Origin of the sequence: Burkholderia sp. Z1 (genome assembly GCF_014893795.1) — a bacterium.
Taxonomy (GTDB): domain Bacteria; phylum Pseudomonadota; class Gammaproteobacteria; order Burkholderiales; family Burkholderiaceae; genus Burkholderia; species Burkholderia theae.
Genome location: NZ_JACFYL010000002.1, coordinates 1,334,087 through 1,354,223 on the forward strand (window position 1 = coordinate 1,334,087; position 20,137 = coordinate 1,354,223).

Annotated in this window: 17 protein-coding genes; 7 read left to right on the forward strand and 10 right to left on the reverse strand. The window is 67.4% G+C overall.

Features of this window, described 5'->3' with window-relative positions; genetic code table 11:
* Positions 1–55: 55 nt before the first annotated feature.
* The 3 genes from H3H55_RS23000 to H3H55_RS23010 form a co-directional block, all read right to left on the reverse strand.
* Positions 56–598: a cysteine hydrolase family protein gene (locus H3H55_RS23000; RefSeq protein WP_193100342.1), complete on the reverse strand. Its 543-nt coding sequence runs from the start codon at positions 596–598 to the stop codon at positions 56–58.
* A 235-nt stretch (positions 599–833) separates the two neighbouring features.
* Positions 834–2,153 (reverse strand): MFS transporter, encoded by a 1,320-nt coding sequence (locus tag H3H55_RS23005; protein ID WP_193100343.1) that lies wholly within the window; start codon positions 2,151–2,153, stop codon positions 834–836.
* Between the two features lie 42 nt (positions 2,154–2,195).
* Positions 2,196–3,380, reverse strand: a complete 1,185-nt coding sequence (locus tag H3H55_RS23010) for a M20 aminoacylase family protein (RefSeq protein WP_193100344.1) — start codon at positions 3,378–3,380, stop codon at positions 2,196–2,198.
* Between the two features lie 182 nt (positions 3,381–3,562).
* Here H3H55_RS23010 and H3H55_RS23015 point away from each other — a divergent pair, with 182 nt between their 5' ends.
* Positions 3,563–4,474, forward strand: coding sequence for a LysR substrate-binding domain-containing protein (locus H3H55_RS23015; RefSeq protein WP_193100345.1), 912 nt, complete (start codon positions 3,563–3,565; stop codon positions 4,472–4,474).
* Between the two features lie 192 nt (positions 4,475–4,666).
* On the forward strand, positions 4,667–4,987 hold the full coding sequence (locus H3H55_RS23020; protein ID WP_129515100.1) for a pyrimidine/purine nucleoside phosphorylase: 321 nt from the start codon (positions 4,667–4,669) through the stop codon (positions 4,985–4,987).
* A gap of 91 nt (positions 4,988–5,078) precedes the next feature.
* Here H3H55_RS23020 and H3H55_RS23025 read toward each other — a convergent pair whose 3' ends face one another.
* From H3H55_RS23025 to H3H55_RS23040, 4 genes are all read right to left on the reverse strand, one after another.
* On the reverse strand, positions 5,079–5,459 hold the full coding sequence (locus H3H55_RS23025) for a hypothetical protein (protein ID WP_081076772.1): 381 nt from the start codon (positions 5,457–5,459) through the stop codon (positions 5,079–5,081).
* 471 nt (positions 5,460–5,930) lie between these two features.
* Complete coding sequence (locus H3H55_RS23030) at positions 5,931–7,718, reverse strand: chloride channel protein (protein ID WP_193100346.1); 1,788 nt, start codon at positions 7,716–7,718, stop codon at positions 5,931–5,933.
* A 20-nt stretch (positions 7,719–7,738) separates the two neighbouring features.
* Positions 7,739–8,152 (reverse strand): MarR family winged helix-turn-helix transcriptional regulator, encoded by a 414-nt coding sequence (locus tag H3H55_RS23035; RefSeq protein ID WP_069748425.1) that lies wholly within the window; start codon positions 8,150–8,152, stop codon positions 7,739–7,741.
* A 121-nt stretch (positions 8,153–8,273) separates the two neighbouring features.
* The gene (locus tag H3H55_RS23040; RefSeq protein ID WP_193100347.1) at positions 8,274–9,449 is read right to left on the reverse strand and encodes an HPP family protein; all 1,176 of its coding nucleotides are present in this window, start codon (positions 9,447–9,449) and stop codon (positions 8,274–8,276) included.
* Between the two features lie 363 nt (positions 9,450–9,812).
* Between H3H55_RS23040 and H3H55_RS23045 the strand changes: the two genes are divergently transcribed.
* Positions 9,813–10,781: a LysR family transcriptional regulator gene (locus H3H55_RS23045; RefSeq protein WP_193100348.1), complete on the forward strand. Its 969-nt coding sequence runs from the start codon at positions 9,813–9,815 to the stop codon at positions 10,779–10,781.
* A 39-nt stretch (positions 10,782–10,820) separates the two neighbouring features.
* Here the strand turns inward: H3H55_RS23045 and H3H55_RS23050 are convergent, their stop codons facing one another.
* Positions 10,821–12,185 (reverse strand): MFS transporter, encoded by a 1,365-nt coding sequence (locus tag H3H55_RS23050; RefSeq protein WP_193100349.1) that lies wholly within the window; start codon positions 12,183–12,185, stop codon positions 10,821–10,823.
* A gap of 62 nt (positions 12,186–12,247) precedes the next feature.
* Positions 12,248–13,186 (reverse strand): 2-hydroxyacid dehydrogenase, encoded by a 939-nt coding sequence (locus H3H55_RS23055; protein ID WP_193100350.1) that lies wholly within the window; start codon positions 13,184–13,186, stop codon positions 12,248–12,250.
* Between the two features lie 113 nt (positions 13,187–13,299).
* On the opposite strand from H3H55_RS23055, the gene H3H55_RS23060 reads away from it, so the two are divergent.
* The 3 genes from H3H55_RS23060 to H3H55_RS23070 all read left to right on the forward strand — a co-directional run bounded on the left by H3H55_RS23060 (position 13,300) and on the right by H3H55_RS23070 (position 16,815).
* Positions 13,300–14,208 (forward strand): LysR substrate-binding domain-containing protein, encoded by a 909-nt coding sequence (locus H3H55_RS23060; protein WP_129515096.1) that lies wholly within the window; start codon positions 13,300–13,302, stop codon positions 14,206–14,208.
* A 682-nt stretch (positions 14,209–14,890) separates the two neighbouring features.
* Entirely contained in the window at positions 14,891–15,667 is a 777-nt protein-coding gene (locus tag H3H55_RS23065) for a hypothetical protein (protein ID WP_193100351.1), read from the forward strand.
* Positions 15,668–15,687: 20 nt separating this feature from the next.
* Entirely contained in the window at positions 15,688–16,815 is a 1,128-nt protein-coding gene (locus H3H55_RS23070) for a LysM peptidoglycan-binding domain-containing protein (RefSeq protein WP_193100352.1), read from the forward strand.
* Positions 16,816–16,904: 89 nt separating this feature from the next.
* Here H3H55_RS23070 and H3H55_RS23075 read toward each other — a convergent pair whose 3' ends face one another.
* A complete protein-coding gene (locus tag H3H55_RS23075; protein WP_193100353.1) occupies positions 16,905–17,993 on the reverse strand; it encodes a calcium:proton antiporter in 1,089 nt (362 codons plus the stop codon).
* A gap of 551 nt (positions 17,994–18,544) precedes the next feature.
* Between H3H55_RS23075 and H3H55_RS23080 the strand changes: the two genes are divergently transcribed.
* A complete protein-coding gene (locus H3H55_RS23080) occupies positions 18,545–20,101 on the forward strand; it encodes a 3-hydroxyacyl-CoA dehydrogenase (RefSeq protein WP_193100354.1) in 1,557 nt (518 codons plus the stop codon).
* Positions 20,102–20,137: the final 36 nt, after the last annotated feature.

A 20,137-nucleotide genomic window follows, 5' to 3' on the forward strand; every position in this document is an offset into this window, starting at 1 on the left:
CACGGGCAGTAGTCGTCCGTGCGTTGTTGCGTTTACGGCGTGCGGTCGATGCCGGTCAGAACCTGCAGGCGTCGGTGGTCGTCAGCGTTGCGAACGGGCCGTCGAGCGTTGCGTTGTGATGTGCGACGATTCGCTCGGCCGGCAAAGCGGGCGTGTCCATGCAGGTGTGCGCATCGGCAACGAGCACCGCGCGAAAGCCGAGATCGGCGGCCGCGCGACAGGTCGTATCGACGCAGTACTGCGTCTTCATGCCGGTGACGACGAGTTCGCCGATGCTGGCCGCGCGAAGCCATTCGGCGAGGCGCGTGCCCGCGAAGCAGCTCGGGCGGGTCTTGTCGAACACGGTGTCGCGTGCGGGATCGATCGCGAGTTCCGGCAGCAGCGCGGCGAGCGGCGAATCGGGCGCGATCGGCGAGCCGGTGGGACCGGTATGGCGCACCGCGAACACCGGCGCGCCGGCGTCGTGCGCGCGGCCGATCAGCCGATTGATGTTGGCGAGCACGCGCGCGCCGTCATGCGGGCGCTCCGGGCCATGAAACAGCCCGACCTGCATGTCGACGACGAGCAGCGCGCGTTGCGGGGAAAGGACTTCGGACATTGCGTTTCTCCTGAATGACCGGTACAGGGACGGAGAAACGACAAGACCCCGTCCGGAACCGGCGGGGCCTGTGAGGAATCGGTGGCGCTACGACCTTGCGCGCATTCGCCGCACGAGCCCGCCGAAGGCGGTCGTGCGCGTGGTCGTCGAAAGGGTGGTCGTGGCGCGGTGCATGGAACGATCATGCCCGATGCGCGTGCGCTGCGTCAATTGCGCATCGCGCATCGAACGTCGTTCAGTCGAGTGCCTTCCCGGCCTTTTCGTCCATGCAGCGGATGGCGAGCAGCGTGCACGCGCCGCAGCCGATCGCATACCACGCGGGGGCATTCGGGTTGCCGGTCGCCGCGATCAGCCACGTGACGAAGAACTGCGCGAAGCCGCCGAAGATCGCGACGCCGACGCTGTACACGAGCGCGCCGCCGGTCGCGCGCACCGCACGCGGAAACAGTTCGCCGAGCACCGCGCCGGTCGCGCCGACGTTGATCGCATGCACGATCGACAGCGCCGCGATGATCGACAGCAGCGACGCGGCGCCTGGCCAGCGGTTCAGCGCGATGAACGCCGGGTAGACCGCGGCCATCAGCACGATGCGGGTCCACCAGATGATCCGGTTGCGCCCGTAGACGTCGGACAGGTGGCCGCCGATCGGCGTCACGAGCATCAGGATCGCACCGGCGACGCAGCCGGCCGTCATGGACAACCAGGTCGGCAGGTGCAGCACCTGCACGCCGTAGATCGCCATGTAGAACACGATGATGTAGTGGATCGACGTGCCGCCGATCGTCACGCCGAGGCCCGCGAACACGGCCTTGCCGTGATGGCGCAGCACGTCGGCGAGCGGCAGCGACGCGACCGGCTCGTCATGCGCGGCGGCGGGCGCGGCAGCCGGCACTTCCTCGACGGTGCGGCGCAGCCAGTAGCCGAGCGGCACGAACAGCGTGCCGATGATGAACGGCACGCGCCAGCCCCAGCTTTCGAGCTGCGCGGCAGTCAGCGTCGACGTCAGCGCGACGCCGGTGAGCGCGCCCGCGAGCGCGGCGAGCCCCTGGCTCGAGAACTGGAACGACGCATAGAAGCCGCGACGATGCTGCGGCGCCTGTTCGAGCAGCAGCGTGGTCGACGCGCCGACTTCGCCGCCCGATGCGAACCCTTGCAGCAGGCGCGCGAGCACGAGCAGCAGCGGCGCGGCGATGCCGACCTGCGCGAAGGTCGGCGCGACCGCGATCGTTGCGGTGCCGAGCGCCATCAGCAGCAGTGTCAGGATCATGGCCTTCTTGCGGCCGGCGCGGTCGGCGTACATGCCGATCACGAGTCCGCCGAGCGGACGCGTGACGAAGCCGACGCCGAAGCTCGCGACCGCGAGCATCAGCTGCCCGAACGACGAATGCACGGGAAAGAACAGCTTGCCGATCAGGATCGCGAAGAAGCTGTAGACCGTGAAGTCGTAGAACTCGAGCGCGTTGCCGACGGCGGCGGCGGCGATCAGCCGGCGCTTCTTCGCGGCGGCGTGTGTATCGGGCGGCGTGCCGGCGAGCGACAGGGCAGACGTTTCCATGGGGTTCCCCCGGTAAGCGCGAAACTGCGTGATGAAGGGCCGTCAGGCCGCGAGCCAGGCTTCGGCGACGCGAACCCAGTAGCTCGCGCCGATCGCGAGGATGTCGTCGTTGAAGTCGTAGCCGGGGTTGTGCACCATGCAGCCGCCCTTGCTGCCGATCCCGTTGCCGATGAACGCGTAGCAGCCGGGGCGTGCTTCGAGCATGAACGCGAAATCCTCGCTGCCCATCAGTGGCGCGGCGTCGGTTTCGACCCGCTCGGCACCGAGCATCTGGCACGCGATGTCCGCGGCGAACGCGGTCGGTTCCGCGTGATTGACGAGCACCGGGTAGCCGTAGTCGTAGTCGACTTCTGCCGTGACGCCGAAGCTTTCGGCCTGGCCTTTGACGAGCGCTTCGATGCGGCGCGCGAGCAGCGCGCGCACGTCGGCGTTCAGCGCGCGCACCGACAGCTTCATCACGACGGTTTCGGGAATGATGTTGAACGTCTCGCCGGCCTGCACGCTGCCGACCGTGATCACGGCCGCATGCTGCGCGTCGACCTCGCGCGCGACGATCGTCTGCAGCGCGACCATGATGCTGCCCGCGGCCGACATCGGATCGCGCGCGAAGTGCGGCATCGCGCCGTGGCCGCCGACACCGCGCAGCGTGATCGTCACGCGATCGGCCGACGCCATCGCGGCGCCGGTGCGGAATGCCATGTCGCCGGCCGCGCGGCCCGGCATGTTGTGGATCGCGAAGATCGCGTCGCACGGGAAACGATCGAACAGGCCGTCGTCCATCATCGCCTTCGCGCCGCCGAAGTTTTCCTCGGCCGGCTGGAAGATCAGGTTCAGCGTGCCGGAGAACTGGCGCGTCGCCGCGAGGTGGCGCGCCGCGCACAGCAGCATCGCCGTGTGGCCGTCGTGGCCGCACGCATGCATCTTGTTCGCATGGCGGCTCGCGTACGGCAGGCCCGTGGCTTCCGCGAGCGGCAGTGCATCCATGTCGGCGCGCAGCCCGACGGTGCGCGTACCTTGTCCTTCGCGCAGCACGCCGACGACGCCCGTCTTGCCGATGCCGCGATGCACTTCGTAACCCCAGCCGGCGAGCAGCTCGGCGACGAGATCACTCGTGAGCGTTTCTTCGAACGCGAGTTCGGGATGCGCGTGGATGCGGCGGCGCACTTCGACCAGCTCGGGGGCGATCGCGGCGATGCCGGGGATGACGGGGTTCACGGCTTGCAGCATGGTCTCTCCTGTGGGGCAGGTGGGGCGTTTGACGTGCATATGACGAGAGAGCATATAAATTTCTTTTGCTCACTAGAAGCTGATAAATTGCTTTGGTGCACACCACCGGTTGCCGCTCGGGAATACCCTGAACCGGTACGCACGGCCGGGTACAGGGTTTCCACGGATCACGCATTGCCGCCATGAAATACCATCAGTTGAAAGCGTTCGTCACCGTCGCGGAAGAAGGGAGTATTCGCGCGGCCGCACGGCGCCTGAACGTGTCGCCGGCGGCGCTGACGAAGGCAGTCAAGGAACTGGAGATCGCGCTCGGCGTGTCGCTCGTCGTGCGTACCGCGCGCGGCGTGCAACTCACCGCGTTCGGCCAGCAGCTGCAGGTGCGCGCGCGGCTGATCGTCGCCGAGATGCAGCGCGCCCGCGATGACATCGAGCAGGCGCAGGGGGCGCTGACGGGCTCCGTGTCGGCGGCGATCACGCCGGCCGCCGCGGTGACGATCCTGCCCGACGCGTTTCGCGCGTTCCGGCGCCGCTTTCCGGTGGCGCGCGTCAACCTGATCGAAGGGTTTCCGGGCGTCGCGCTGCCACGCCTGCACGATGGCTCGCTCGATTTCGCGGTGGTCGTCGTCGTGCCGGAACTGCTGGCGGCCGAGTTCGATCATGCCGAGCTCTACGCGAGCCGTTCGCTGATCGTCGCGCGCAAGGAGCATCCACTTGCGTCGGCCACGTCGCTCGCCGATCTCGTCGAGGCCGACTGGCTGATGAATCCGTCGCCGGAAAGCTCGACGCAGGCGCTGTTCAATTCGTTCGTCACGTACGGTCTGCCGGTGCCGGCGCGCGTCGTCGAATGCCCGAGCTTCGGGCTCGCGCACCGCCTGTTGACGGGTTGCGACCTGATCGCGTCGATGCCGGAGCAACTGTTGGAGGCGGAGTGGGCGCGCGATCAATTGGCGGTGCTGCCGATTCGCGAGCGGTTGCCGGCCGTGTCGGTGCAGGTCGTGACGCGCCGCGACAGCCCGTTGACGCCGGCCGCGGCGATGCTGCTCGACTGTCTGCGCGATTCCGCGCGACGCAAGGGGCTTGAGGTAAGCCGGTGACTGTCGATCGCGAGCGTCATCGCATAGTGATCCTGACGATCTGGCACCGCTGCCGTTTCACGGGATGACGCGGGCAAGGCGTCGTGCGGTTGCGGCGTGCGTCGCGCGAGCCGGTATCATAGCGGCCGGCCCGCCGCTCCGGCCGGCCTCCAACCACATCGCCATCCGGCATCCAGCAATCAGAGGCATCACATGACCAGTGCAACCCAATTCGACAACGTATCGGTCGTCAAGCGCGCAAACGTCTATTTCGACGGCAAGTGCGTGTCGCATACCGTGCTCTTCCCGGACGGCACGCGCAAGACGCTCGGCGTGATCCTGCCGTGCGCGCTCAACTTCGGCACGGACGCCCCCGAATTGATGGAAGTGCAGGCCGGCAAGTGCCGCGTGAAGCTCGACGGCAGCAGCGAGTGGCAGACCTACGGCGAAGGCGAATCGTTCTCGGTGCCGGGCAAGAGCCGCTTCGACATCGAAGTGCTCGAGACGCTCGATTACGTCTGCAGCTACCTGTAAGCGCGGGCGGCAGAAAAAGAAAAGCCCCGCCGAGGCGGGGCTTGTCGCAAGCGGATGGCGCAAGGCCATCCGAAGCGCCTGTTCTCGTTACTTACAGGCAGGCGTTGATGTCGCCGGCCGACGATGCATCGCCGCCGCGGAAACCGACCCAGGTCTTAGCGTTCGCGGCGTTGGCCGGGCGCACCACGGCGGCGGCGCCGTTCGGCGGCTGCTGGCCCGGCGCATAAACGGCCATCGCGAGGCCGTTCGCCAGTTCGTACTGCGACGTCACCTGTTGCTGCGACTTGTCGGCCCAGGTCTTCGCGATGCACTGCGCTACCTGGTCGGCGGGTTTCTGGCTTTGTCCCACATTCTGCAGGGCAGAATCGGCTGCATGAGCAGAAAATGCCACGGTCAATGCGATCAGCGGTAAGTATTTTGCGTTCACGTTATCTCCCTCGAGTCGTGATTGATTGAGTGGGATGCGCAGCATGACTGCGTGCAAGTGAGATCGCATCGAACAAGCACGGTTCCGGCTATTCCGAAACAAGTTGTTAACGCGCTTGCCAAACGGCGGCTCCGGTGCTTAGCAGCGCTGCTGCGGCACAACATGCATCGTGTGCGGCCCGTCAGTGGACCGGTGATGCGGCAACGACGTCATGCATTGCCCGGTCGGCGCGCTGTCCGGTCGTGTGGTGAGGTGACGGCCACGGCGAGTGGCATGTCGATGCATGCCGTGCCGCGACTCATTATTTGAATGCGAACTGATTGGAATGGCTGAATTGTTTGTTGGCCCCGTCGCATGGAGACCATGATGACAAACTTTCGTCGGTTCGATTGTTAACCAACTTTAAACGCGGGAAGCAGCGGAATGCGATGCGGCGCGCGCGGTGCGCGCTGCATCGTGCAACGAGGTGGGGTGAGTGGACCGTGCGCGGCTGGCGTGCCGCGCACGCTCGCGGCGTCAGCCGGCCTTGCGCGTGCCGGCGTCGCGCAGGTTGACCGGGACGACCGGGCGGAAGCGCTCGCGCTTCTGTTCGTCGTCGAAATGCTGGAGCGCGGGCTTGATCAGGTCGCTGCGCGACACGATGCCCGTGATGCGCAGCGATTGCTCGTCGTCGACGACCGGCAGGCGTTCGAGGCCGAGCATTGCGAGTCGCGACGCGACGACGCGGCAGGTTTCGTGCGCAAGCGCGACGGCGGGCACGCGGTTGGCGAACGCGCCCGAGATCGGCGTGTCGGCTCCGGCTTGCATGCGCTGCGCGTCGAGCGTCGCGCGATCGACGAGGCCGAGCAGGCGGCCGTTCTGCACGACCGGGTACGCGCGGTGCGTCTGCTTCGCGCCGAAGTACTGCGACTCGACGGTATCGAGCGTCGACGCGCCGTCGATCGCGACCAGCAGATCGGCCGACGTCATCACTTCGGCGATGTCATGCCGTTCGAGCGGATCGACGCCGTATTCGCGATAGATGTGATAACCGCGGCGCGCAATCTTTTCCGTCATGATCGAGCGCTTCATCACGATGGTCGCGAAGCCGTGCGCGACGAGGGTTGCCGCGAGTAGCGGCAGCAGCGCGTTGGCATCGTGCGTGAGGCCGAACGCGAACACGATCGCGGTCAGCGGGGCGCCGAGCGTCGCACCGAGCGTCGCGGCCATGCACACGAGCGGCCACAGCGCCGGATCGCCGCCCGGCAGCAGCGGCGACAGCACGGTGCCGAGGCCCGCGCCGAGCATCAGCAGCGGGGCGAGCACGCCGCCCGACGTCCCCGAGCCGAGCGCGATCACCCACATCACGGCCTTCACGATCAGCAGCGCGAGCGCGATCTTCAGCGCGATGTGCTGGTGCAGCAGGTCGCCGATCACGTCGTAGCCGACGCCGAGCGCGCGCGGCTCGAGCCAGCCGCCGATGCCGATCACGATCGCGCCGAGCGCGGGCCACCACATCCAGTGCACGGGCAGCTTCGCGAAGGTGTCCTCGACGCGGTACAGCGCAGCCGACAGGCCGCATGCGAGCATGCCCGACAGCAGGCCGGCGACGATGCACGACAGCAGCGCGACGGGCGTCGGCGCGGCCGTGGTCAGCGGAAACAGCGGATCGACGCCGAAGAACAGCGCGCGCGCAAAGCCGGCCACCGCGCACGCGAGCGCGACCGGCAGGAAACTGCGCGGGCGCCATTCGAACAGCAGCAGTTCGACCGCGAGCAGCACGGCGGCGACCGGCGTGCCGAACACGGCCGTCATGCCGGCGGCCGCACCCGCGACGAGCAGCGTCTTGCGCTCGGCGGCGGTCACGTGCACGCATTGCGCAATCAGCGAGCCGAGCGCGCCACCCGTCATGATGATCGGGCCTTCGGCACCGAACGGGCCGCCGCTGCCGATCACGACGCCGGACGACAGCGGCTTGAGGATCGCGACCTTCGGCGACATGCGGCTCTTGCCGAACAGGATCGCCTCGATCGCTTCGGGAATGCCGTGGCCGCGAATCTTTTCCGAACCGAAGCGCGCCATCATCCCGACGATCAGCCCGCCGATCACCGGCACGACGATCACCCACGCGCCGAGCGTGTTGTTCGCGGGAGAGCGGTCGGCGAACGAGAACTGCTGGAAGAAGAACAGGTTCGTGAACAGGTGGATCAGGCTCAACAGCACGAACGCGGCAAGCGTGCTGAGGAGGCCGATCCCGGCGGCAAGCAACGCGATCCTGGGCAGGCGGTCGTTGGTCGAGAAATCGCGTTTGTGTGGTGCGTTCATCGGCGTGGTGGAAGTAAGGGTCAGTAATCTATCTGGGGAACCTGGAACGCGTCCTTGAGCGACTTCAGCTCGGCGCGATGCATGGCCGCGAGGCGGGCGAGCAGCGTCTCGCCGGCTTGTTCTAGGTGGACCTCGACCTGCCGGCGGTCCGCTTCGCTCGTCTTGCGCTTCACGAGCCCGAGCGCCTCACAGCGCGTCACCAGCGCGACGACGCCGTGATGCTGCGCCTGCAGGCGTTCCGCGAGCTCGCCGATGGTCGCCCATTCGCGGTGCGGATAACCCTTGATGTGCAGCAGCAGCAGGTATTGCAGCGGCGTCACGCCTTCGCTTTGCGCGGCGCGTTCGGAGAAGCGCTCGAAGCGGCGCATCTGGTAGCGGAACTCGGACAGTTGCTGGAAATCGCTTTTGTTCAGCGCGCGTCGGGTATCGTTCATCGAGGTCGGTCGGGCAGTCGGTTTCGGTAGCGCCAAATATATCACAATATGATATAAATGGCCGAATTGAAGCGAAATGAATTCATTTTGCGTCGCATCGTGTCGGCGCGTTGCGCCCGCGTTAAGCGGCCTCGAGCATTTGCGTCTGCTGGTAGAGGCCCGTCACGAGATCCGTCTGCGTAATGATCCCGACGAGCCGGCGCGATGCGTCGACGACCGGAATATGGTGATGGCCCGAATGCGTAAACAGCGGCACGAGCGCGGTGATCGGCATCGTTTGCGGCACGAATGCGACGTCGCGCGTCATCACGGTGGCGACGCTGGCGGGCTGACCGCCGAGCGATTGCGGCAGTCGTGCGGACAGGCGTTGCCACAGCGGGGTCGGGCGGCGTAACTGGCGCGTGAGGTCGGCGCGCGTGACGATGCCGGTCAGGCGGCCGTCGCCGTCGACGACGGGCAGCGCCTTCACGCGGTGGCGGTCGAGCAGCGTGAGTGCGGCCGTCACCGACGTCGACGGCGCGACCTCGATCGCATTCTTCGTCATCAGGTCGGCGCACGTGAGCTGGCCGAACGTACGCGTATAAGCCTGCATCTCGGTTTCGCGCAGCAGCGTTTCGAGATCGTCCGGATCGACGTCGAGCCATTCGCTGCGGCGCTTCAGCACCGCGTCGAGATCGCTGCGCGTGAAGCCGCCGCGCGCCGGGGCGGTGCCGCCCGCTTGCGGTTTTGCTTCGGGACGCGCGCCGCCGTGCGGGTAGCGGTGCCCGGTCAGCGCGTGATAGACGAGCGCGGCAGACAGCAGGATCGCCGATTGCAGCGCGATCGGCTCCAGCACGAAACTGAATCCGAGCGCATGGATTGCCGGGCCGCCGACCACGGCCGTGAGCGCGACGGCGCCCGACGGCGGGTGCACGCAGCGCAGCACGAACATGCCGCCGATCGCACACGCGATCGCGACCGCGGCGGCGGTGATCGGATCGGCGATCCATAACGCGCACGCGACACCGACCGTCGCCGAGACCAGATTGCCGCCGATGATCGACCACGGTTGCGCGAGCGGACTCGCCGGCACCGCGAACAGCAGCACGGCCGACGCTCCCATCGGTGCGACGAGCAGCGGCACGAGGCCCGGCACGCCGGGCAGCAGCCGCATCGTGACGCCGACCGTCGCGATACCGACGAGCGCGCCCGTGCACGAGCGCAGGCGCTCGCGCCAGCCAAGCGACATCGGATGGGGAATGAAGCTGTGCAGCCATTGCCGCAAGGTGCGGCGCGACGAAGAGGAGCCTGACGACATGGACGGTAAGCGGTAAAAATGACAGCGCGGACGCGCGCCGCCACAAGCGCGGAATTATATCGCGTTGTGATACAAATTGTCGCGGTGCATCAAGCCGGTGCACGTGCGCGACGCGCGACACTTGCAAAAACCTTTCATCGGAAGAAAGCTTGAGCGCCGGGCAATCGCGCAAGTTTGTCCGCGGCGGCGTACAATTCGGGCCACTGAATCCCCCGTTATCCCAGAACCACGTACGCGATGCCCGCTCTCCCGCCTTTCTCCCGGCACGGTGATCGATTCGACGTGGTTCGCGGCCGCGTTCCGTTCCCCACCTGACGCGAGCGCCGCCGACGTCTCCTCACTGACTCTCCCCAAGCCAATTCAATGGACATGCTCGAAAACATGCGCCTGTTCGTGCGCGTTGTCGAAGCCGGCAGTTTTACTGCGGTCGCGAAGGAAATCGATGCGACCACCGCGCAGGTGTCGCGCGCGGTATCGAACCTCGAAGCGCACGTACAGACGCGCCTGCTGCATCGCACGACGCGCCATCTCGGCCTCACCGAAAGCGGCGAACGTTATTTCGAGCGCGCGAAATCGATCCTCGCGGAATTCGACTATGCGAACGCGGAGGCGCGCAACGCGCTGCTGCGGCCGAGCGGCAAGATGCGCATCCATGCGATGACGGGGCTCGGGCAGAGTCATGTCGTGTCGTCGATCGTCCGCTACCAGGAGGACAACCCCGACGTGTCGGTCGAGCTGACGCTCGCGCAGCGGATGCCGAATCTCGTCGAGGAGGGCTACGACGTGTCGATCGTGACGGCGTCGCAGTTGCCCGACTCGGGTTATGTCGCGCAGACCTGCGGCACGAGCTGCAGCGTGCTGGTCGCGTCGCGCGAATACCTGGCACGACACGGCACGCCGCAGTCGCCCGATGAATTGCCGAACCACGTGTGCCTGCGTCTCGATACGCCGGCTTCGCCGGCCGGCGAATGGCGGCTCGAGCGCAACGACGGCGAGGAGACCGTCTACGAACTGCAGCCGGCGCCGTTCCAGGTCAATGTGCCGGACGCGCTATGCGTCGCGGTGCGCGCCGGGCGCGGGATCGCGTGTGTCGCGTTGTATACGGTGCTCGACGACATCCGCGAGGGGCGGCTGATTCGCGTGCTGCCCGAGTACCGGTTGCAGACGGTGAGCGTGTATGCGGTCTACGCGACGCGCCGTTATCTCGACGCGAAGATCCGCACGTTCCTCGACCACCTGCGCACGACGCTCACGCCCGCGCTGGAGAACGACCTGCGCGAACTCGACCGGTTGACGATCGCGCACACGCCGGGCGGCCGCAAGCGCGCTTGAGGGGACACGTGGTCCGAACCGTGTGCGCCGCGGCGCGGCTCATGCGCCCGGCGTGATGCGAATCCGCTCGAAGCGGCCCGCGAGCCATGTGTACGCGGCGATGCCGATCAGCCCGTGCGCGGCGACGAACCACAATGCGCCGGCGAACGAACCCGTGCTGGCGACGAAATAACCGATCACGAGCGGCGTGACGATCCCGGCGATGTTGCCGAGGCCGTTGAACACGCCGCCGCTCAGGCCGACCATCCCTTCCGGCGCCGTATCGGCGAGCACGGCCCAGCCGACCGCCGCGAGCCCCTTGCCGAAGAACGCGATCGTCATCAGCGCGATCACGACGGCGTTCGACGATGCGCCGTTCGCCAGCACCAGCAGCGTCGCCATTGCCATCCCCACGACGAACGGCGTCTTGCGTGCGCGCGACGGGTGCATGCCGCGCCGGATCAGCCAGTCCGACAGCACGCCGCCGAGCACACCACCCGTGAACCCGCAGATCGCCGGCAGCGCGGCAACCCAGCCGGCTTCCATGATCGTCATCCCGCGCCCCTTGATCAGGTAGATCGGGAACCACGTGATGAAGAAGTAGGTGAGCGCCGTGATGCAGTACTGGCCGATATAGATCGCCCACAGGTTCCGGTGGCGAAACAGTTGCGACACGTCGTGCCACGACACGCGCGGCCGATGGCGCACGCGGTTCGCCTCGAGATCGACGAGCGCGCCGTGCGCGCGCAGGTAGTCGCGCTCCGCGTCGCTCACGCGCGGGTGGCCATGCGGCTCGCGATACCACGCGAACCACAGCGCGGCGAGCGCGACGCCGAGCAGCCCCATCCACAGGAATACGTGTTCCCAGCCGAGCGCATGCGTGAGCCACGCCATCGCCGGCGTGAACAGCACGACGGCCATGTATTGCGCGGAATTGAACAGCGCGGACGCCGTGCCGCGTTCGGCGGTCGGGAACCAGCACGCGACGATTCGCGAATTGGCCGGGAATGCCGGCGATTCGACGAGGCCGAGCATGAAGCGCATCGCGAACAGCGCGAGCGTCGCGGATGCACCCTGCACGGCAAGCCCGCCGACCGTGCCCTGCAGCATCGTGAATACCGACCACAGCAGCAGGCTCAGGCCGTATACGCGTCGCGCGCCGAAGCGGTCGAGCAGCCAGCCGCCCGGGATCTGGCCGATCGCATAGGCCCAGGCGAACGCCGAAAAGACGATGCCGAGCTGCACCGGCGTCAGCCCGAGGTCGTGCGCGACACCGGTGCCGGCGATCAACATCGTCGCGCGGTCCGCATAGTTGATGACGGTGACCGCGAAAATCAGCGCGAGGACGGCATAACGAACGCGGCCGATCGTACGCGAGGCGGCGGGCGACACGGCGAGGGCGGCGCCGCTGGATCGATTGGGCATGCGTGTCTCCTGGCCTCCGTCGTGCGGAGGCATCCGGTGTTGTAACGGGGGGCGTGCGGCGGTCAGCGCGTGACGCTGGTCGGCGGGCGCTGGCCCGCGAAGCACGCGGCCAGGTTGGCAAGCACGATCCGGCCCATTTCGTCGCGCGTCTCGCGCGTGGCACTCGCGCGATGCGGCTGCACGACGACGCGGTCGAGCTCGAGTAGCGCGGCCGGCACGTGTGGCTCGTTCGCGAACACGTCGAGGCCGGCGCCGGCGATCGTGCCGTCGGCGAGTGCGCGTACGAGCGCGGTTTCGTCGATCAGCTTGCCGCGCGCGACATTGATCAGGAATCCTTTGGGGCCGAGCGCGGCGAGCACGTCCTCCGTCACGAGCACGTTGCCGTGATCGGCCGATGCCGCGATCACGAGCACGTCGCTGTCGCGCGCGAGCGCGGCGAGGTCGGGCACGAAACGATAGCCGCTGTCGCGATGCTCGCGCGGGCCGGAGTAGCTGACGGGCATCCGGAACGCCTGCGCGCGCTCGGCGATCGCGCGCCCGACGCGGCCGAGGCCGACGATGCCGAGCCGCTTGCCGGTCACCTGCGTCGCGAGCGGCTGGGCCGTCTTGCCCCAGCGGCCGGCGCGCACGATCCGCTCGCCGATGCCGAGGTCGCGCAGGGTCATCAGGATCAGCCCCATCGCCATGTCGGCGACGTCGTCGGTCAGCACGTCGGGTGTCGTCGTCACGTGGATGCCGCGTGCCCGCGCGCGGTCGAGATCGACGGCGTCGGTGCCGATGCCGCTGATCGCGACGATTTCGAGCGCGCTCAGCCGGTCCATCAGCGCCGCGGACAGCCCGTTCGCGCCGCCGGTGACGACCCCGCGGATCCGCGATGCAACGCGATCGAGCAGCGCGTCCGGTTGTTCGGCCGCATACAGCCGGTGCACGGCGTAGCGGGCGGACAGTTCGGCGTCGATGGCGTCGGGGAGCGGCTGGGTGAGCAGGATGTCGATGGTCATGAAGGTCTCGGTCGTCGTGCGCGGCGCGGGCCGTGCATCAGGTGCAACCGAGTATAGAAATCGTATCGATATCGGTCTAACATCAAAAGACTATCGATTGATTCAAGAATTGGATGATTGAACTGCACCAGCTTCGCTGCTTCGTCGCGGTCGCCGAGGAACTGCATTTCGGCCGCGCGGCCAGACGGCTCTTCATGACCCAGCCACCGCTCAGCCGACAGATCCAGCTGCTCGAGCACGCGCTCGGCATCGCGCTGCTCGAGCGCAGCAGCCGACAGGTCAGGCTGACCGCGGCCGGCGAGCGCTTCCTGCGCGATGCGCGGCACATCCTCGAATTCTCCGCACGAGCCGAGCAGGCCGCGCAGCGCGTCGCGCACGGCGGGGCCGGCCGGATCACGCTTGGCTTCACGGCCGTCAGTGCGTACCGGATGATTCCGGAGCTGCTTGCGCACGCGGCGCATGCGCTGCCGGACGTCGATATCGAGTTGCGCGAGATGGTGTCGACCGTGCAGATCGACGCGCTCGCGTCGCGGATGCTCGACGCGGGTTTCGTGCGCCAGCGCGCCGCGCGCCAGCCGCTCGAATACCGGCTCGTGCAGCGCGAACCGATGCTCGTCGCGGTCGCGGAAGGTGCGCCGCTCGCCGCGTACGAGCAGATCGGCCCCGACGAGCTCGACCGGCAGCCGTTCATCGCGTATTCGCCGAACGAGGGGAAGTATTTCCACGACATGATCTCGGGGATGTTCGCGGGCGCCGGGCGGCTGCCGAACTACCTGCACTACGTCGGGCAGACGCATACGATCCTCGGCCTCGTGCGCGCGGGGCTCGGGGCGGCGCTCGTGCCGGCGTCGGCGCGCGAGCTGCACGTCGACGGTGTGATGTTCCGGCCGCTGGCGGGCGTCGACGCGGCGGCCGAGCTGTATCTCGCGTGGCGCGCCGACAACGATAATCCGGCGCTGCCGGTGTTCAACGCGATGGTCGAACGGTTTCTCGCGCAGGAGCAGGGCGGCGCGGTGGCGTAGCGCGTTCGCATTGCGTCACAAGCTTTCAATCCGGAAGCTTGTGGTGCAGCGATGGCAAGCAATCCTGAGCGAGCGCGGGATGGATCGAGCGCAGGAATCCTTTCCGTTTCGAAAGCTGATGCTGTGCCCGTGTTCCATCGCAGGAACGGAGCGGGCCGCACGCGTTCACGCGGCCTTCCGGGAGGCGCCGCGCGGATCGCTTGACGCTGCATGCCGGTCGGCGCAGGATACGTCCGTGCATTTGGAGCGGGACGCGCCGGCCGCGCGGTTCCTGCACCCGCGACACGCAAAAGAACAACGATGAGCCTTTACGTACTCGTACCGGAATACCGGCCCCGCCTCCGTCGGCCCGCCGGAACTACGTTTCACCCGACGCCCGTCGCGTCACGTATCCGTCATCCCGTTTCGTACCGTGCATCGGTACACTCCCCCGTTTGCGCGATGGCCGCGACGATGAACGGCGCCGGTCCGGCCCGCCGCATCGCGCCGCAGCCCGCTACCCCCGATCACCGCATCCTGAACGGCACCTACACCGGCGTCTCGTGACGCCCGCCGGCGCCCGTTGTCGTATTGCGCCGCCGGCTGTCCTGACCGTCCGGCGGCCCCGGAGTCCGAAGCATTTCGATTCAGCTTGAAGAAGCAAATTCACGCAGTTCGGTTCGAGGTTCAAGGAGAAAAACTCATGTCGCAGCTTTCGAATGAAGAAGCAAACGGCAGTTCGGGGAGTGGCAAGGTCAAGCTGGTCAAGTGGGCGATCATCATTGCCGGCGTCGCGATCGCGGCACCGGCCGCGCTGTTCATCCTGAAGGGGATGATCGCGCTGATCACGGCGGGCGTCATCGGCCTCGGCGCGATCTATTTCGCGCCGGTCGTCGCGATGAAGTTCGCGAACCAGAAGGTGAGGATGATCGTCGAGGAGGCGCAGGCGAATCCGATCGAGACGCTCATCAACCAGCTCGCGGAAAAGCGCCAGGCGGCGCAGAAGTTCGCGGACAGCATCACCGCGTTTCGCACCGAGGTGAAGAACTTCGAGAGCAAGACGGAGCTGTTCGAGAAGCAGTATCCGGACGACGCGCCGCGCTTCCGGTCGCAGCTCGACACGATGAAGCAGCTCCTCGCGTTTCGCGAAGGCCGCTACAAGCAGGTGCAGGCGGAACTGAAGAATTTCGCGTCGGCGATCGACCGCGCGAAGGCGATGTGGGACATGTCGCAGGCGGCGCAGCAGATGAACAAGCTCGCGGGCCGGCAGGCGTCCGACACGTTCGAGCAGATCAAGACCGACGTGGCCGTCGATTCGGTCATGCGCTCGGTCAACAAGGCGTTCTCCGAAATGGAGACGTCGCTGATGGATAACCCCGAGGTCAAGCAGGCGCAGCAGCAGGCGCTGACCGGCGCTCACGTGGCGGTTCCCGGACCCGATGCGGCGAATCCCGCCCAGCTGCCGTCGAAACAACAATAACTTCCTGCAGGCACGCAACCATGAAAAAACTTCTTGGCGCAGTCGCGTTTCTGGTAGTGCTCGTCGGCGTATGGATCGTCCATCAGGGCGGCCTGTCGACGCTGATTCCCGCGCATGACGCGGCCCCGTCCTCGACGTCCGCCCAGACGGGCGACACGGGCCAGCCCGCGCAGCCGTCGGCCAGCGTGCTGCCGGCCGGCTTCATGCCGCAGGCCAGCGCGCTGAAGTCGATTGCCGAAAACGGCATCGTGCGGATCTCGGTGCAGAACCCGAGCGAGCCGTTCTTCGGCGAGGACAAGGGCGCACCGCACGGCTTCAACGTCGAATTCGCGCGGTTGCTGTTCGCGGATCCGTCGTTCTCGCATGGCGGCAAGCCGATCGTCGTCGATACGCGTCACGAGGTCGACACGTACCCGGGCGTGCCGAAGCAACTGCTCGACACCGATGCCAAGGGGAACCACGTCGTCGACGTGGCGATGGACGGGCTGACGTTCCCGGACAACACGCCGTCGGGCGTCGTCTATTCGGTGCCGTACGTCGACGATTTCGGCTATTCGCTGATCGTGCGGCAAGGCTCCGCGATCCGCTCGACCGACGATCTCGCGGGCAAGACGGTCGGGATCCTGAAGGGCGATCCCGACGTGCGCGCGTTCGTCACGCGCCAGTATCCGAACGTCCGGTTCGTCGAGGTGGACGATTCCGATCCGGCCTTCATCGCGAAGAGCATCGACGGGCATACGGTCGACGCGTTCATCTACGACTATCCGTTCGCGGTCAGCTCGATCAAGGACACCGACCTGAAGTTCGCGGTGACCAAGCTCGACGGTTCGAACATCGCGTACAAGATCGGCGTGCGCGCCGACGACCAGGATCTGCTGATCTACCTGAACGCCGCGATCGCGAAGCTCAAGCAGTCGCCGCAGTATCTCGACCTGCTGCGCAAGTACTTCGTCAGCGACCAGGCGGTGACGACCGCGGCCGCGTCGGGCGAGCTCACCTATGTGGTGAAGGCGGGCGACACGCTGAACATGATCGCGGCGAGCAAGCTCGGCAGCGGCCAGCGTTATCGCGAGATCCAGCGCCGCAACAACCTCGCCAACCCGAACCTGATCCTGGCCGGCCAGCATCTGGTGATTCCGGTCCGGTAACGATGGCGTGACGTGAACGAAGGCGGGTGAAGGGACGTAAAAAAACGCGGCCCGGCGGAGTGATCCGCCGGGCCGCGCGTTTTCGGGCGTCAGTGGGTGATCGACAGGAACAGGTACGCGGCGAACAGCGACAGGTGCACGACGCCGTGCAGCACCGTCGTGCGCCCCTGGCTGAGCGTCAGCGTGCTGACCAGCAAGGTGAGCGCCAGCAGCACGGTCTCCATCGGCCCGATGCCGAGCGTGAGCGGCTGGCCGATCCAGATGAACACGGCCGCGACGGTCGGGATCGTGAGCCCGATGCTCGCGAGCGCGGAACCGAGCGCGAGGTTCATGCTGGTCTGCAGGCGGTTCGCACGTGCGGCGGTGACGGCCGCGAGTGCTTCCGGCAGCAGCACGAGCGCGGCGATCACGATGCCGACCGCGGCTTCGGGCGCGCCAAGCTTCATCACCGCGTGCTCGACGGCCGGCGACAGCAGCTTCGCGAGCAGCACGACCGCGACGAGGCTCACGAACAGCAGGATCATGCTGATGATGGCGGTACGCGTGCTCGGCGCCGCGGCGTGCACCGACTCGTTTGCGCTGTCGTGCGCGGCGAGGAAGTAGTCGCGGTGGCGCACGGTCTGCACGAACACGAATGCACCGTACAGCACGAGCGACGATACGCCGGCAAACGCGAGCTGCGATTTCGAAAAGAACGGGCCCGGCGCGGCGCTCAGGTAGTTCGGCATCACGAGCGACAGCACGGACAGCGACGCCAGCACCGCGAGCGCCTTGCTCGCGCCGCGCCCCTGGAAGTCCTGTTCGCCGTGCTTCCACGCGCCGACCAGCAGGCAGATGCCGACGATGCCGTTGCAGATGATCATCACCGCGGCGAATACGGTGTCGCGCGCGAGGCCCGATTTCTCGGGGCCCGCGCCGAGCATCACCGACACGATCAGCGCGACTTCGATGACGGTCACGGCAACCGCGAGCACCAGCGTGCCGAACGGTTCGCCGACGCGGTGCGCGACGACTTCCGCATGATGGACGGCGGCGAATACGGCGCCGGCGAGTGCGGCGGCGAACACCGCGATGACGAGGCCTTCGGCCGGTACGACGCGCGACAGCGCGAGTACCAGCCACGCGGCAAGCGGGGCCAGGAGGGTCCAGCGCGGGAGCTGGTTGGACGAGAGCGGCATGGAGGGTTTCCTTATGCGAGTGGCGGCGCGCGACGCGCCATCACGGGGTGACGAAGCCCGGCCGTACTATCCGCCGAACGAGGACGATGAAACCGAAGGGTGGCCGCGCGCGAGGACGCGGCCCTGGGTTCGCCGCGGCGACGCGGCGACGGGCGCGGGCGGGCCGAAGCCCGTCGCTGGGTGAAACGGTTCGATGCGGGTGGCCGCCGGTGGCGGGGCGAACGATCGTGACGACGCGCCGGCCGGAGGCTCGGTTCCGACCCTGAAAGGGCGGCGGACGATGGACAGCGGTGGCGGCGCAGCACGCGGTTTCCCCCTGAAATCCGGCAGTTTGTCGAATTTTATCAGGCGTTTGGGGGGCCACTATCTCATATTCGAACGCTTTCATTGACCTTTCGGTTTACAAAAAGTGCCCCGATCCTTCAATTTTTTGTCTTTGCAGTTTCCGTAACGGTCTCTTGCACGACAAATTCGGGCTCGCCCTGACATAAATCTACCGACCGGTCGGTTTATAATCGCTCGCACTTCCACTTCATGACGGATCGCAAGCGATGGCTGTTTCCTCTGCACATTCGGTGAACTCGGGCGCGCTGGCGCCGTCGGCCGTCGTCGGCGTGATCGGCGCCGGCGCGATGGGCGCGGGCATCGCGCAGGTCGCGGCGGCGGCCGGCCATACGGTGCTGCTGTACGACCTGAACGAAGCGGCCTGCGACAAGGCGCTGGCCGGCATCCGCGCGCAGTTCGCGCGGCTTGCGGAGAAAGGCCGGCTCGAACTGGCGCAGGCCGACGCGGCCGGCAACCGGATCCGTGCGGTGCGCGCGCTGGCCGACTTCGCGGGGGCCGCGCTGATCGTCGAGGCCGCGGCCGAACGGCTCGACGTGAAGCGCGAGATCTTCGCGACCCTCGAGGGCCATGTCGACGACGCGTGCCTGCTGACGACCAACACGTCGTCGATCTCGATCACGTCGATCGCGGCCGGGCTGCGCGTGCCGCAACGCGTCGCCGGCCTGCATTTCTTCAACCCGGCGCCGCTGATGGCGCTCGTCGAGGTGGTCAGCGGGCTCGCGACCGCGCCCGAGGTTGCGCAGGCCCTGTGCGCGACCGCCGCCGCGTGGGGCAAGAAACCCGTGATGGCGAAATCGACGCCCGGCTTCATCGTGAACCGCGTCGCGCGCCCGTATTACGCGGAGGCGCTGCGCGTGCTGAACGAGCAGGGCGGCACGCCGGCATCGATCGACGCGGTGATGCGCGAAGCCGGCGGCTTCCGGATGGGGCCGTTCGAACTGATGGACCTGATCGGCCATGACGTGAACTTCGCGGTGACCGAGTCGGTCTTCCGTGCGTATTTCAACGACCCGCGCTACACGCCGTCGCTGATCCAGCAGGAACTCGTGAACGCGGGCTTCCTCGGGCGCAAGTCGGGGCGCGGCTTCTATTCATACGCGGACGGCGCGACGCCGCCCGCGCCCGATCTCGAACCGCCGCGCGACGCGCCGGCCGACGTCGTGTTGTACGCGCAGGACGGCCCGGCCGCCGCGCTGCACGCGCGTTTCGCCGAACGCATCGCGCTCGCCCGCCAGGCCGGCGCGCATCCGGACGACCTGCTCGCGACGGCCGGCCGCGCATCGATCGCGCTGACCGATGGCCGGACGGCAACCGCGCGTGCGGCGCAAACCGGCGTGGCCGATCTCGTGCTCGTCGACCTCGCGCGCGATTACGCGCAGGCCGGGCTCGTCGCGCTGACGCGCGCGCTCCAGTGCGGCGATGCGGCCTATGCGGACGCGGTCGGCCTGTTCCAGCAGGCGGGTTTTCGTGTGGTCGGCGTCGCGGACGTGCCGGGGATGGTCGCGATGCGCACCGTCGCGATGCTCGCGAACGAGGCGGCCGACACGGTGAACCAGGGCGTGTGCTCGCCCGCCGATCTCGATCTCGCGATGGAGAAGGGCGTGAACTACCCGTGCGGCCCGCTCGCGTGGGCCGATGCGATCGGCATCGGCCGCGTGTTTCGCGTGCTGTCGAACCTCGCGGCGAGCTACGGCGAGGACCGCTATCGCGTGTCGCCGCGCATCGCCGCGCTGCATGCGGCCGGCCGCACGTTCCGGTCGTAGCCGCGGGCCCCGTCACTTCGATCACGATAACGACAT